The organism is Draconibacterium halophilum (assembly GCF_010448835.1).
Classification (GTDB): Bacteria; Bacteroidota; Bacteroidia; order Bacteroidales; family Prolixibacteraceae; genus Draconibacterium; species Draconibacterium halophilum.
This window is the reverse complement of sequence record NZ_CP048409.1, coordinates 1-14,630: the sequence shown is the minus strand read 5'-3', so window position 1 is coordinate 14,630 and position 14,630 is coordinate 1. Positions and strand designations below refer to the sequence as shown.

General features: G+C 38.6%; 10 protein-coding genes and 1 tRNA gene. 7 read left to right on the top strand and 4 right to left on the bottom strand.

The window, feature by feature from the left end:
* Positions 1–63 precede the first annotated feature (63 nt).
* Complete coding sequence (locus G0Q07_RS00055) at positions 64–2,934, bottom strand: ligand-binding sensor domain-containing protein (RefSeq protein ID WP_163344054.1); 2,871 nt, start codon at positions 2,932–2,934, stop codon at positions 64–66.
* A 201-nt stretch (positions 2,935–3,135) separates the two neighbouring features.
* Here G0Q07_RS00055 and G0Q07_RS00050 point away from each other — a divergent pair, with 201 nt between their 5' ends.
* The 5 genes from G0Q07_RS00050 (at position 3,136) to G0Q07_RS00030 (ending at position 10,541) form a co-directional block, all read left to right on the top strand.
* The gene (locus tag G0Q07_RS00050; RefSeq protein ID WP_163344053.1) at positions 3,136–3,408 is read left to right on the top strand and encodes a DUF493 family protein; all 273 of its coding nucleotides are present in this window, start codon (positions 3,136–3,138) and stop codon (positions 3,406–3,408) included.
* Positions 3,409–4,039: 631 nt separating this feature from the next.
* Positions 4,040–4,663, top strand: coding sequence for an MEDS domain-containing protein (locus G0Q07_RS00045; RefSeq protein ID WP_163344051.1), 624 nt, complete (start codon positions 4,040–4,042; stop codon positions 4,661–4,663).
* A 5-nt stretch (positions 4,664–4,668) separates the two neighbouring features.
* A complete protein-coding gene (locus tag G0Q07_RS00040) occupies positions 4,669–7,383 on the top strand; it encodes a PAS domain-containing hybrid sensor histidine kinase/response regulator (protein WP_163344049.1) in 2,715 nt (904 codons plus the stop codon).
* An 81-nt stretch (positions 7,384–7,464) separates the two neighbouring features.
* A complete protein-coding gene (locus G0Q07_RS00035; protein WP_163344047.1) occupies positions 7,465–9,072 on the top strand; it encodes a sulfatase family protein in 1,608 nt (535 codons plus the stop codon).
* Between the two features lie 5 nt (positions 9,073–9,077).
* Positions 9,078–10,541, top strand: coding sequence for a sulfatase-like hydrolase/transferase (locus tag G0Q07_RS00030; protein WP_203532621.1), 1,464 nt, complete (start codon positions 9,078–9,080; stop codon positions 10,539–10,541).
* 122 nt (positions 10,542–10,663) lie between these two features.
* Here the strand turns inward: G0Q07_RS00030 and G0Q07_RS00025 are convergent.
* Positions 10,664–10,737: transfer RNA gene (locus tag G0Q07_RS00025), tRNA-Ile, on the bottom strand.
* A gap of 146 nt (positions 10,738–10,883) precedes the next feature.
* Complete coding sequence (locus tag G0Q07_RS00020; protein ID WP_246222951.1) at positions 10,884–12,392, bottom strand: Gfo/Idh/MocA family protein; 1,509 nt, start codon at positions 12,390–12,392, stop codon at positions 10,884–10,886.
* Positions 12,393–12,697: 305 nt separating this feature from the next.
* Here G0Q07_RS00020 and G0Q07_RS00015 point away from each other — a divergent pair, with 305 nt between their 5' ends.
* Together G0Q07_RS00015 and G0Q07_RS00010 are read left to right on the top strand one after the other, a co-directional pair.
* Entirely contained in the window at positions 12,698–13,222 is a 525-nt protein-coding gene (locus G0Q07_RS00015) for a peroxiredoxin (RefSeq protein WP_163344045.1), read from the top strand.
* A 24-nt stretch (positions 13,223–13,246) separates the two neighbouring features.
* Positions 13,247–13,672, top strand: coding sequence for an OsmC family peroxiredoxin (locus tag G0Q07_RS00010; RefSeq protein ID WP_163344044.1), 426 nt, complete (start codon positions 13,247–13,249; stop codon positions 13,670–13,672).
* Positions 13,673–13,789: 117 nt separating this feature from the next.
* On the opposite strand, the gene G0Q07_RS00005 is transcribed toward G0Q07_RS00010, so the two are convergent.
* Positions 13,790–14,542 carry a LytR/AlgR family response regulator transcription factor gene (locus G0Q07_RS00005; RefSeq protein ID WP_163344042.1) on the bottom strand — a complete coding sequence of 251 codons (753 nt, stop codon included), beginning with the start codon at positions 14,540–14,542 and terminating at the stop codon, positions 13,790–13,792.
* Between the last annotated feature and the right edge of the window lie 88 nt (positions 14,543–14,630).

Sequence of the window (14,630 nt, the reverse complement as noted above, 5' to 3'; positions counted from 1 at the left end):
TCTGTGTTTTAATGGGATTTAATATCTCATGTTATATATGCTATACAACAGGAAATGATTTTCTTAAAAGTTCAGAAGGAAGGTAGATAGATTTACATCACGTGAAATATTAAGTTTTTTTCGAAGTCGATATCGACTGATTTCCACTCCGCGATCAGAGATGTTTAACAATGTTGCTATTTCCTTGGTCGACATATTCATTCGAATGTAGGCGCAAAGCCTCAAATCTTTTGGTGATAACTGCGGGAATTTATCTTTTAAACGATTAAAGAGATCAGCATGCACTTCTTCAAAATAACTTTCGAATATTTTCTTTTGATGCTGATTATCGATCTCTTTTTCAATACGTTTTTTTAAAATGGCCATTTTCGTTTTAAGGGCTCCATCAGAAGTTTCATTAGCTACCTGCTTTAGTTCCTGGTTTATTTTCATGAGGAACTTATTTTTATTGACGATACTCAACGTTTGGTTGGCCAACTCCTTATCCAGTGCGAGTTTTTCGGCCTCTAGTTTTTCATTCTTTAAACGAATAATTTCCTTTTCGGCAACCAACGACTGTTCTTTAAATTCTTTTTCCCTCTTCCGAAGTGTTTTTTCGTGTTTCTTGCGTTCTTCTTTTCGCGATTTTTCAAAGCGTCTGTTAATAATCCAGGCCACAATTAACACCAATATAAATAGAATGAAAATGTAAACGTATATGGCCATTTTTGAACGATGCCAGGGCGGGGTGATCACAAAAGAAAAGCTGGCCTCTTCGCTTTCAATGCCAAAACTATTCCTGGCCTTTACTCGAAATTTATAATCATTTTCAGGCAGATTGTTTATATCGCGGTAATTATCGGAGGACCAGGGGGACCAGGCTTCAGAATAATTGTCGATAAAATAGCTAAACTCAAGTTGCTCGGGGTTGGGATAGAACGGTGCTGAAAAATGAAAACGAAATGCATTCTTTTGGAAGGGGAACTCAAATTGGGTTTGCAGTTCGTTTGGAAAAATAACCGTGTCGGAATTAGGAATATCCACGCTGGTAATAAAACTGGGAAATGGCTGATTGTATGATGCAACAATACGCGAAGAGTAATGTGCGAAGCCATCTTCGGTGGCGATAAACACATTGTCGGTACCATGTACATAGAGGAATTCCCACTCTTGCACCAGTTTGTTGTTCAGTTGTTTAAATGGAGTTGTAAGCTTGGTGTAACTCCCATCGTCGTTTTTAAGAAGAACTCCTACACCGCTTTCAGTAATGTACCAGTAATTTCCCTGTATATCTTCCTCGACATATTTTAGGCGATCGTCAAGGTCAAACATCTCGTTTCTTGACTGGTCTTTTTCAAAGCGGTCGGTAGCACCATTGTAAATGTATATTCCGTCAACTGTTGAAATAATCCATGGATCACCAATGTTGAGAAGAATATTGAGATGATCCTGGGGTAATCCATCATTAGTACTATACTTTTTAACGTTGATTGCCGAATCGCGGCGGGTGTTTAAACGAACACGAAAAACACCTCGTGTTCCATGGCTTACCCAAATATTGCCGTTGTTATCTTCCGTTAAAAAACGACTCGACTCGCTGAAGCCTTTAATTTTCTGTTTAAATTTCCATTGGTTTTCTTCAAAATGATATAGGGAAATTCCGCTGTAATTTCCTCCAATAGCCAGTTCAGGCGATTTGGTTAACTGAATGAAAGTCCAGCCTCCGGGCTCACTGCTGATTTGAGTGGCTTTTTTTCCATTAATAATGAAAGTTCCCAGGTGGTGGCCACAAAACAATTGCTTATCAATTACTTTTAAACTCCATACTTGGCCTTCTGTTCCTGAAATCAACTCAAAAGATTCAGTAGTATTCTGAACGGTTGGACTGAAGGGTTTGGCAAAAAGTCCCTGGTTGGTTCCCAAATAAAGAATATTATTATGCACAATGGAGCAATAGCCGGTACTTATTCCCTCTTCGCTTGATATATAGCTTAAAGGCGAGTTTAGCTCGATATAGTCAATACCATTATCGAGGCCAAGCCATAAGTTGCCTGAATGGTCGGTGTTAAGGCTAAGAACGGTGTTGTTTTGCAGTCCGTTATCGCGGTTTAACTGTTGAATAATATTGCCATCAGAATCGGCAATAATCAATCCGTTCAATATTGTTCCAATGGCCAGGTTGTTGCCGCTTAGTTTTATTGCGCAAAACAAAATATCTTTTTTAACCTGTTCGTTGGCAGGGACATCCCATTTTTCGAGCTTCCCACTTTTGTATTCGAACCAACCTTCCTGTGCTGTTCCAATTAATAAATGATTCTCGAAAAAACTTACCATCGACAATATTTCGTTGTTCTGAAGTTCTTCTGCCCAGGGGACTTTGTTTACAAACCCATTTATATATTCGAACAAACCCACTCCCGGTTCGTGAAAGAAGAGCCGTTTGTTTACATAAAATGAATAGGAAAACGCTTCTTCAGGTTTAATTGTCTGTATCGCTCCATTGTTATAAATAAAAATGTTCTGATAGGATTGAAAGACGATGCCATATTGTGTGTTGTAAATTTTCCAGATAATATCAGTTTCAATAGTACTGTCGGGGAGTTTGTCGAGCAAACTATGAAATACCGGGCCACTTTCCGAATAGGTTTCAAAAATTCCAAAATCGTCATCCAGCCCAATATAAATTACTCCTTCATCATCGATACAAACTGACCGCACAGCAGAAGTGGTTGAGACCTGAAACAAATCCCAGTTAAGACCATCAAAACGAAGAAGGCCATCGTTATTGGCGAAATACATAAACCCATTCGGGTCTTGTGCTACCCCCCAGTTTTGGGTTCCGGCATTATAAGCTGCTTTCGTATAATTCAGAATATTGGGTACTCCAATCCTTTTTACCTGGCCAATACCAAGCAAGGGGAAAATAAGAATTAATATAAGTAAAGTCTTTTTCAAATCTCAGGTTTGTTGGTTGAATAATTAATTAAAACCAGTTCCTAAAATACAATAATAATGTTAAGAGTTGAAATTAGTCTAAAATTCTAATATTTGCATGGAATTTTAAGCCCTCGTATCGCAGCACCAAAATTAAATTTTTGGTTAAAATAGTGAACGAAAAGAAAGCCTTAGCTGTATTACTAAAAGTAAGTGAAAAATATGAGTACTGATAAATATAAAAACCTGCGCTACCGGTTAATGGAAACGGAAACCTGGCCGCTGAAATATATGTTTAAATTTATAACACCTAATGAAGATGGTAAGGTTGAGCAAATAAAAGCCATTCTTCCGAAGGAAGGAAATGTAACATTTAAGCATACTGCTAACCTGAAACACGTTTCGGTTACCTGTGTAACACTTATGGAATCGGCGGATCAGATTGTTGAGATAACTGAAAAGGCGGATAAAATTGAAGGGGTGATTGTTCTTTAACTCGCTTATGAATTATCTCAGTGAGACTTTGATTTCAGAAACAAAGTGAACTGGAATTACAAAGTCGAACTGATCCCGAGCTTTTGTCGAGTGATCTATAGGTTTTATTCCCCGCCCCTTGGGGCGATTAAACGATTAATTCCTTATTGATACCCCTTCTGCTCTGCGGCGGGGGAGTTCATTAATAAAGCACTAAAGGAACTATACGAACATGTTTATGCGAAAGAACACCAAATTTAATCCAAAACGATTTAGTTGAATAAAAGTTTCCTTCAAAAATAGCATAATACAAATGATTTGATTGATCTTTTTTAGATGATCGATATTACAATGATTATACATTTAGTGAAACTATAGTTGTATTAATTGCAAGTATTATTTTTAATATTCAGCTAATCATTTGGTGAAAAAATGTATCAGTATATCAAAAAAAAAATAAATCATAAAGTTACTTTGTTAAACCCTTCCGGGAATTGTCAGAGCCTTAGCTGATATAGGAGTTTAAACAGCTGAAGGACCGCGGTCTGTTTTGTTGGCTATTCCAATACATACCTGTTACACAGGCACCATGAACCATATAAATCGGTAATATTTTGCATTGCTGGTTAAAATTAATTACATTAATTGAATCATGTGTATAAAGAATAAAAAGGTATCATTAGGATTTACAAATGAGCAATTTGATTCAGGAATTCATATCTGTCAAATTTATAGTGATGAAGAAGAACGTACTGATTCCATTTCAAAATTTATCCTTAGCGGTCTGAAATCAAACGAAAAAGTCGCCTGTTTTTCAGATAAGGAAGACAAGAAGAAAATTAATCATTTTTTACAGCAAAATGGAATATCACTCTATGATTATTTGGAATCAGATAAGTTTACTTTGTCTGGTGCCAATGAAACCTATTTTGAAGACAATGAATTCGATCCTAACAGAATGATATCTCTATTAAAAAGCTTTCACAACAGAAGCGTAACCCAAAATTTGTCCGGAGCAAGGATAATTGGCGAGATGACAAAAAATATTGAGCAAATAAAGGGTGGAGAAAAACTGTTGGAGTATGAGTCGAAAGTAAATAAACTGATTGAAGAATATCCCATAACAACCGTTTGCCAGTATAACAGTAATGATTTCAGTGGTTCATCTATTCTGGATATTTTAAAAGTACATCCCTATATGATTCTTCGGGGGACTGTAGTTCGCAATCCATTTTATATAAATCCTGATGAATTTTTAAACGATCTTACAAATTGATCCGAATGTTATCAAAATCCTTAGATCCGCTTGATTCAAAAGTATTAGGGAAACTAATGCTCATGCAAAATTTTGTTATAAACCTGCCAAATGAAGATTCAATATTTAGTTTTGTTTGTAAAGGATTATTGGATGTGCCAGGCATTGAAAAAGCTAAATATTACGGCAATCAGGAGGAAATTTCCAATCATGAATCAAAAAAAATCTCCCTGCCAATCCAAGTGGATGATTCTTTTTACGGATATATAAACCTGACGCTTTCAGATACGAATAAGTTTCAGCCCTACCAAGATTATCTTTCCAACTTTATGTTTATGATTGGTGTAATTTTGGAACAAAAAAAGCAACGAAAGCTACTTGCAAATCATCAGTTAAAATTAGAACAACAAGTTAAAGAACGTACAGAACAGCTGAATAACGAGAAACAGCTTCTACAAACCATTATCGACACTATACCGGTTATGGTAACTATTTACGACAGTGAAGTAAATTCGGTAATTTTGAATAATGCGGTAGAAAACATAACTGGCTGGACGAATGAAGATGCGCAGCATAATAATATTATGGAACTCGCTTATCCTGACCCTGAATATCGTGAGCACGTTTTAGGATTTATGGCAGCTCTCCAGCCTGTATTTCAGGATTTAATTATGCGCACAAAAGATGGGCGAGATATTGAAACTACCTGGGCCAATGTGGAAATTCCCGATGGAAGAAGCGTGGGCGTGGGCGTTGATATCTCGGAAAGAAAAGAGTTGGAAAGCCAACTTATTGAGGCTAAAGAAAAAGCAGAAGAAAACAGAAGATTACTCAAGACAATTGTTAACGCTACTCCTGATTTGATTTGGGTGAAAGATACCAATGGAATATACTTAAATTGTAATAAACGTTTTGAAGATTTCTTTGGTAAAAGTAAAAGTGAAATAATCGGTAAAACTGACTATGATTTTGTAGAAAAAGAATTAGCGGATTTTTTCAGAAATCATGATAACCGCGCAATGAATGCAGGAGGTCCTATCATTAATGAAGAAGAAATTACATTTGCTATTGATGGTCATTCTGAAATACTGGAAACTATAAAAACGCCGCTAGCCGGTAGTAACAATGATATAATCGGAGTTCTTGGTGTTGGCAGAGATATCACAGATCGTAAAAAAGCCGAAGAAAAATTACTGAAAGCCAAGAAAGAAGCGGAAGAAAGTGAAAAACAATTAAGACTTATCTCCGATAATTTTGTTAATGGCATGATTTATCAGGTAGCCATGCTTGATGAAAATCGTAGGCAATTCAACTACATTAGTAACAATGTACAAGATTTATATGGCTGTACGGAGGAAGAAGCAAAAGAAGATGCGAATTTAATTTATGGCAAGTTGCACCCTGATGATGTTGAAGGGCTTATTGAAAAAGAAAAAGAAGCATTAAAAAACATGTCTGTATTTGAAGCAGAGGCAAGAGCAATTACTCCCAATGGAAACATCAGGTGGGCTTATTTCATCTCAAAACCACGCATAATTAATGGAGTAGCTTGTTGGGATGGTATTGAAATTGATATCACCGAGCGAAAACAAATGGAGATAGAACTACGAAAAGCCAAAGAAAAAGCAGAAGAAAGCGACCGCTTAAAATCAGCTTTTCTGGCTAATATGAGCCATGAAATCCGAACACCTATGAATGGAATTCTGGGGTTCACTAGTTTATTGCAAGAACACGACCTGACTGGAGCACAGCAGCAAAAATACATTGAGATTATTAAAAAAAGTGGTAATCGGATGTTGAGTACGGTCAATGATATCATTGAAATTTCAAAAATTGATTCCGGACAAATAACTATAAATTCAAATAAACTAAATATTAGTAAACATATTTTAGCCCTATATGATTTTTTCAATTTTGAAGCAACAAAGAAAGGATTGAAGTTAACCCTAGAAAATAAATTATCGGAGAATGAATCTTTTATAATTTCGGATAAAAACAAATTAGATTCAATTCTTACGAACCTTATAAAAAACGCAATTAAATTTACTGAAAAAGGAAGCATTAAAATTGGCTGTGAAAAGAAAGTTGATTTACTTGAATTTTATGTGAAAGACACTGGCATTGGAATTCCTGCTGCAAGGAAAGACGCTGTTTTCAACCGTTTTGAGCAGGCCGACATTGAAGACAAACAGGCACGTGAAGGATCTGGACTGGGGCTGGCAATTGTGAAATCTTATGTCGAGATGTTAGGTGGAACTGTTTGGGTGGAATCAGAAGAAAACAAAGGTTCAACATTTTTCTTTACAGTATCATATAAGCCCGTAAAATCAGAGACAAAAAGTAAAACGAAGGTTCAAAATAAGATCTCTGACAAAGCAAAAAATTTGAATATTCTAATTGTTGAGGATGATGATGTCAGTTCTTTATACTTATCAACGATTATAAAAGACATAGCTAAAAATATTCAGATAGCCAGAAACGGAACTGAAGCAGTTGAAATATGTAAAAATAACTCAAATTTCGACCTTGTTTTAATGGATATTAAATTGCCGGGAATGAATGGTTTAGAAGCAACTGAAAAAATAAGAAAATTTAATAAGAAGGTAAAAATAATTGCTCAAACAGCACATGCTTTACAAGGTGATCGGGAACAGGCAAGAATCTCTGGTTGTGATGATTATATTGCCAAGCCTATAAACAAGGGAAAACTTATTGAAATGATTGATAGGTATTTTGAATAACATAGTTAGTTATGATAGCTCCCAGTTTTAGCTGGAGGCCATCTTTTGCAATATTTATATTAGAATCTTAAGTACAATACTATGATTAGACCATTTAGAATAGTTGCTGCTATTTTTTTAGTTGGGGCCTTTTTATGTTCGTGTTCATCAAAACAGAAAGAAACCGAACAACTCCCCAATATTATTTACATTATGAGTGACGATCATGCCTACCAGGCTATAAGTGCTTATGGGCATGGATTGAATGAAACACCAAACATCGACCGGCTGGCCAACGAGGGTGCCATTTTTTCCCGCGCATGTGTAACCAACTCCATTTGCGCTCCGAGCCGAGCAGTTTTGCTTACGGGCAAGCACAGTTTTATCAACGGGAAAGTGGACAATGTTCAGCCTTTTAACTGGGACCAACCCAACTTCCCAAAGTTGCTTCAGGCAAACGGCTACCAAACTGCTATGATCGGTAAAATCCATCTGGACGGAATTCCTCAGGGATTTGATTTTTCCATGGTACTTCCCGGACAGGGTAATTACTACAATCCGGATTTTCTGATTGACGGCGAACGGGTACGAAAAGAAGGCTACTGTACCGATATTATTACTGAAACCACTCTCGACTGGTTAAAAAACAAACGCGATCCCAATAAGCCTTTCTGTGTGCTTTACCACCAGAAAGCACCACACCGCAACTGGAAATCAGCACCGGAATACCTTGGTTTGTATGATGACAAAACATTCAATCCTCCATCAAATTATTTTGATGATTACAGTGGTATGGGAACAGCTGCCAGAGAGCAGGAAATGCAAATTGACGGACATGCAGGCTGGGGACACGATTTTAAAATGATTGTTGATCCGAATGGAGACAGCACCGGTTTTCAGCGCGAATTAAACCGTTTTAACGAAAAACAGTTAGTGGACTGGCTTGCTGCTTATACGCCAAAGAATGATGCCTTCAAAGCTGAATATCCAAATCTTTCTGAAAAAGAAATTGGCCTTTGGAAATTTAACCGTTACATAAAAGATTATTTACGCACCATTAAATCGGTAGACGACGGTGTGGGTGAAGTGCTCGACTATCTCGAAGAATCGGGACTGGCAGAAAACACCATCGTAATTTATACCTCTGATCAGGGATTTTATCTAGGCGAGCATGGTTGGTTCGACAAACGTTTTATGTACGAAGAATCTTTCCGCACACCACTTTTGGTGCGTTACCCTAAAGAAATTGAAGCCGGAACAGAAATTGGCAGGCTGGTACAGAACCTCGATTTTGCGCCGACTATTCTTGACTATGCAGGTGTTGAGGTTCCGGAAGAGATGCAGGGAGAATCGTTCCGCAAACTGGTGAGTGGCGAAGCTGATGAGTGGCGCGATGCCGTTTATTACACTTACTATGAATATCCATCGGTACACATGGTAAAACGGCATTATGGAGTGGCCACCGATCGTTACAAGCTCATGCATTTTTATTACGATATCGACGAATGGGAAATGTACGATTTGGAGAAAGATCCTAAGGAAATGCAAAATGTCTACAACAATCCGGAGTATGCCGATGTGCAAAAGATGCTTCATGAAAAACTTGAAGAGGTTCGCGTTAAATATGGCGACAGCGATGAACTAAATCAAAAATACCTGAAAGCATATCTCGATCATCAGGAACAACGAAGAAATCGAAACAATAATTGAAAACAATGGCTTTATTCAACCTTGACCAGTTATATCTAAAGGGAAATACCTCGAAATCGATGTATTTCTTTCTTATACTATTGATTTTGACACCAGGGTTTATAGACGCACAACCTAACATCCTTTTTATTTTTGCTGATGATCAAACCTACCTGGGAGTGAATGCAATGGGGAATTCTGAAGTAATTACGCCAAATCTTGATAAACTGGCAAATTCGGGAGTTACATTCACTCATACCTATAATATGGGAGGTTGGAATGGTGCAGTTTGTGTTGCCAGTCGTGCAATGCTGAATACCGGAAGATTTATATGGCATGCCCGCAATTCAGAAAAAAACTATCCGAAAATGAAAGAGGATGGTCAATTCTGGAGTTTATTGATGCAAAATGCCGGATACGATACCTATATGACCGGCAAATGGCATGTGAAGCAAGATGCAAAGACCATTTTTAATACAGCCATTGATATTCGCCCGGGAATGCCGGCATCAGTTCCCGAAGCCTATAACAGGCCACAATCTTCAGCCGATACAACCTGGTTACCCTGGCAAAAAAAGCGGGGCGGTTTTTGGCAAGGAGGAAAACACTGGAGCGAAGTGGTTGGCGACAATGCAATTCAATTTTTGGATTCAGCAAAATTGAGTAAAAATCCGTTTTTTATGTATCTGGCTTTTAATGCGCCGCATGATCCGCGTCAGTCGCCAAAAAAATATGTGGATATGTATCCGTTGGAGAATGTTGCTGTGCCGGAAAACTTTATGGACTTGTATCCTTATAAAGACGCAATTGGTTGTGGAGCCGAATTACGGGATGAAAAACTAGCTCCGTTCCCACGCACAGCGTATTCCATTAAAGTGCACCGCCAGGAATATTACGCAATTATCACACACATGGATGAGCAGATTGGACGAATTATATCTCATTTGAAGGAAACGGGGCAGGATAAAAATACATATATCCTTTTTAGTGCTGACCATGGTCTTTCGGTAGGGCACCACGGGCTTGTGGGAAAACAAAATATGTTTGATCATAGTATGCGAGTGCCACTGGTTGTTGTAGGCCCCAATATTCCGGGAAATGAGAAAAGAGATATGCAGGTTTATCTTCAGGATGTTATGGCTACTACCCTGGATTTGGCAGGAATCGAAAAACCGCAATACGTTGAATTTAATAGTTTAATGCCGGCAATTAACAATGACGTTAAATCGAGTCCCTATTCTGAAATTTATGGCGCTTATATAAATTTACAGCGTATGGTCCGCAATGAAAAATATAAGTTGATAGTCTATCCTGAAGCAGATAAAATTCTTTTGTTCGATGTAGAAAATGATCCGGAAGAAATCTACGATCTGGCAGAAAAACCTGAATATAAGAAGGTAGTTAAAGAATTGGCCGAGAGATTAAAACAACAACAGAAACTTATGGATGACCCGTTGAATTTACATTCCTATTTCCCAGAGCTATTTTAAAATCTAAAAGTTACTTTGGAAACTTCTTTTGGTTGCTTGTTATCTACAACTTTGTACGTAAATGGTATGCAAGGAAATAAAAAAGCAGTTACGATTAATTTCGTAACTGCTTGATGTTTAAGTGGGCCCAGCTGGGCATGATCCAGCGACCCCCTGATTATGAGTCAGGTGCTCTAACCAACTGAGCTATAGGCCCGGAGTGAAAATGTAATTAATATATACGATTTTCGGGGTGCAAGTTTACAAATTTGGATGAATATACGCAAGCATTTGCTAAAAATTAGACAAATAAAAAGGTGTCTGCAATTGCAAACACCTTTCTATTATCTGTTAAAAATGAAATTATGCAGGCATATCAGGTAAACTCCAAGGCTTACGATAAGTATGCTTGATCAATTCAGCAGCAAAATCTTTTGCAGGAACAGGATCAGTCCACGTTTTCTGGAATGTTGGATGACCATCATGAATAGCAAAACCGTCTTTAATAACAGTTCTGATTTCTTCACTGTCGGTAAGGTTAGTGAATTGCATGTTTTCACCATCCCAATCCAGTTCTTTATTCAGCCCTTGTAAACGAACACCCAGAACACCCATTACAACCATTTCGTTAAATGGTCCTGCTTCTTTAAAGTCTGATGCAGTTGGAACTCGATTCTCAGTAGTTTCTTTACATGCACGTACCCAATCCATTTCGTGACTGGTTTCTACACGGCGACGGAATTTAGGAGCGTTAGGCTCGCGACCCGATAATAACCATGGGTTTACACCGTAACATCCGCAAATCAGTTTGTCTTTTGTTCCGTGGAAAATTACGCCACCACCCTGATCGTTAGGGTCTTTTCCATCTGGCCAACCTTCAGGGAGCATTGGCTTAATACCACCGTCGTACCAGTGTACGTCAACTTGAGGAAGCGTGTTTTTCTTCAAGCCTTTCCATGGTTTATCGGCATTTGCTTTACGTTCCGGGTAAGTAAGTTTTACCGATTGGGCAGTAGGAGCACAATCTTGTAATAACAGTGTAGAGTTTCCTTGAGTATGAATAGGATAACCTAAATCAAGCCCAACAAATACCGGGTGAAGAATATGGCAAGCCATATCGCCAAGTGCACCAGTACCATAATCCCACCAGCCACGCCAGTTCCATGGATGATAAACCTGGTTAAACGGACGCATTTTTGCAGGACCGGTAAACAGATCCCAATCTAATGTATCCGGCACCCAATCACCTCTTTCAGGAGTATTCAATCCCTGAGGCCAGATAGGACGGTCGGTAAATGCTTCTACTTTTGTTACTTCACCAATTTCGCCGTTGGCTAACCATTCCGAGGTCAGGTTTACACCTTCGCCAGAAGAACCCTGGTTACCCATTGACGTAGCAACACCATGTTTGGCTGCCAGTTTGGTAAGTAATCTTGATTCGTAAACAGTGTGAGTTAATGGTTTTTGCACATAAACGTGCTTACCCATTGTAATGGCATGAGCGGCAACAATTGCGTGCGTGTGGTCGGCAGTTGCAACTACTACAGCGTCAAAGCTGTCACCCATTTCATCGTACATTTTACGCCAGTCTTTGTACTTTTTTGCACTCGAATACTGTTCGAATACAGGTGCTGAGTACTTCCAGTCAACATCGCATAATGCAACGATATTTTCAGACTGAAGATTTCTAAGGTTTGAATTTCCCATTCCTCCAATACCCACAGCGGCAATATTTAATTTGTCACTTGGTGCTTTGTGCCCAAGACCTGCTACTGCGTGGCGCGGAACAATTGTAAATCCTGCAGCGGCTGCTGCTGTTGTACCAAGAAATGCTCTTCTTGATACTGATGTCATTTTTGATTTTTCCTCCATAACAATACTAGTTTTAATCGGATAGGTATTAAATAATCTTGAAATATAATTCAAAAAACGGTTAAATATAATGATATATGCTGACGGTTCAACAAACAATGCTGTGAAACAAGCAGAAAAAACGAAATATGGTTGCTCTTTTCGGAGTCATTTTTTTGATTATCGATTGTGAACAAACTTCAACCTCAGTGGTTTACTGTTTTTAGTATAGCTTTTGTCTATTTAGCTTAAAAAAAATCAATTTGACACGAGTGGTATTTCCATCTACATTTGTGTAGAATTTTAAAAATCAAAAACAAAGAATCATGAAATCAGTAGGAGATAAATTCCCAAAGTTTAAAAAGCAAGCAATTTTAGCCGACAATCAATTCGGAACAGTAACATCTGAAGATCATAAAAAAGCAGGGAAATGGATGGTAATTTATTTTTACCCGAAAGACTTTACTTTTGTGTGTCCAACCGAGATTGTTGAGTTTAACAACAACCACGCTAAATTTGAAGAGCTGAATGCCGAATTGTACGGTGTATCAACCGATACTGCAGAGGTTCATCTGGCATGGAAATCGAATGATCCGCGTTTGTCAAATCTCAGCTATCCACTCATCGAAGACACTTCAAAGTCGTTAAGCAAAAAATTAGGTATCTTACAACCTGGTAGCGTTGCTTATCGTGCAACATTTATTGTTGATCCGGAAGGAAGAATACAATGGGTAAATTGCAACAACGATGCTACCGGACGAAACGTAACAGAAGTATTACGTGCTTTGGAAGCTACTCAGAATCCTGGTCTTACCGGATGTAACTGGAATCCAGGCGACGAAACATTATAATCGAAAACTTTAAACTTGAGAATTATGTCAGTAAGAAAAGTAAATTCAGTTTGGAACGGAACTCTTAAAGAGGGAAAAGGAAATATGAACATCACCGGTTACAGCGGGCCGTTTACTTTTGCATCGCGTTTTGAAGATGGAAAAGGAACCAACCCTGAAGAACTGGTAGGTGCAGCACACTCGGGTTGTTTCTCTATGTTTTTGGCAGCTTTAATTAGCGGCGAAGATTTAACACCCGAAAGTGTTGAAACAGAGGCAGCAGTTACGCTTGGCGAAGTGGATGGCGGACCAGCCATTACCAAGATTAAATTAACAAACGTAACAAAATGCGAAGGTTTGTCGCAAGAGAAATTTGCGGAACTTTCAGCAGCTGCAAAAGAAAAATGCCCGATTTCGCGCTTGTATGCAGGTGGTACTGCAGAAATTGAACTTGACGCAAAATTGGCTTAAAAGAAAAGCTATAATTGTATATAGAAAAGGAGTCAGCGATGGCTCCTTTTTTTTGTGCAAGACGTAAGACTGGAGTCCGAAGACGGAAGTTTGGACTTCGAGCTTCCAACTCTTTTCTCACTGATCCATCCACCGCTTAAAACCCGAAACCTTATCGCGGCTAACGATAACATCTTCGCCCAGCTCCGCAGCCAGTTTTAGTTTCAATCGAGTAGAGGAGTAGCCCACAATTTCGTTAATGCAGTTAATGTTTACCAGGTAATTCCGGCTAATGCGGAAGAACTGATCGGGGTCGACCATTTTTTGCAGCTGATCCAACGAAAAGTCAAGGTCGTACGTTTTGCCTTCCATGGTTTTTATAAAAGTGCTGCGTTCCTGCACAAAAAAGCAGCAGATCTTACTCACCTGGATGGACTGAAAACGGTTACCGATTTTAATAAAGAACCTCGACTTGTAGGTTCTCGACAACTGTTCGATCACTTTAGCCACCTTGTCTTCCAGCAGTTGGTGCTGGCCATACAACTCCGTGTATTTCTCCAAAGCCGAGCGCAAAGCTTCCAGCTCGATGGGTTTTAGCAGGTAGTCAACACTGTTTACTTTAAAGGCACGAATGGCGTATTCGTCAAAAGCTGTGGTAAAAATTATTGGGGCTTTTATTTCCAGTTCATCAAAAACTTCGAACGAAAGTCCGTCGTCGAGCTGAATGTCCATAAAAACCAAATCGGGAGCAGGATTCTCAGCAAACCAGTTCACCGATTCCTCCACCGATTCCAACACCGCAAGCACCTCCGCCTCCGGGGCGACGGTATTTAATTGCTGCATCAGTTTTTCAGCAGCAAAGTGCTCGTCTTCTACAATTACTACCTTCATTTGCTTTGGTTGTTCAGTTTTAATGGCACTTTCACAATAAATTCATCAGCAGTTTCCTGTGTTTCCACATTGCGGTTCAGGATGAGTT

Coding starts and splice junctions, on each gene's coding strand:
- G0Q07_RS00050 (WP_163344053.1), top strand. CDS start 3,136: ATGAGTACTGATAAATATAAAAACCTGCGCTACCGGTTAATGGAAACG.
- G0Q07_RS00045 (WP_163344051.1), top strand. CDS start 4,040: ATGTGTATAAAGAATAAAAAGGTATCATTAGGATTTACAAATGAGCAA.
- G0Q07_RS00040 (WP_163344049.1), top strand. CDS start 4,669: ATGTTATCAAAATCCTTAGATCCGCTTGATTCAAAAGTATTAGGGAAA.
- G0Q07_RS00035 (WP_163344047.1), top strand. CDS start 7,465: ATGATTAGACCATTTAGAATAGTTGCTGCTATTTTTTTAGTTGGGGCC.
- G0Q07_RS00030 (WP_203532621.1), top strand. CDS start 9,078: ATGGCTTTATTCAACCTTGACCAGTTATATCTAAAGGGAAATACCTCG.
- G0Q07_RS00020 (WP_246222951.1), bottom strand. CDS start 12,392: ATGGAGGAAAAATCAAAAATGACATCAGTATCAAGAAGAGCATTTCTT.
- G0Q07_RS00015 (WP_163344045.1), top strand. CDS start 12,698: ATGAAATCAGTAGGAGATAAATTCCCAAAGTTTAAAAAGCAAGCAATT.
- G0Q07_RS00010 (WP_163344044.1), top strand. CDS start 13,247: ATGTCAGTAAGAAAAGTAAATTCAGTTTGGAACGGAACTCTTAAAGAG.
- G0Q07_RS00005 (WP_163344042.1), bottom strand. CDS start 14,542: ATGAAGGTAGTAATTGTAGAAGACGAGCACTTTGCTGCTGAAAAACTG.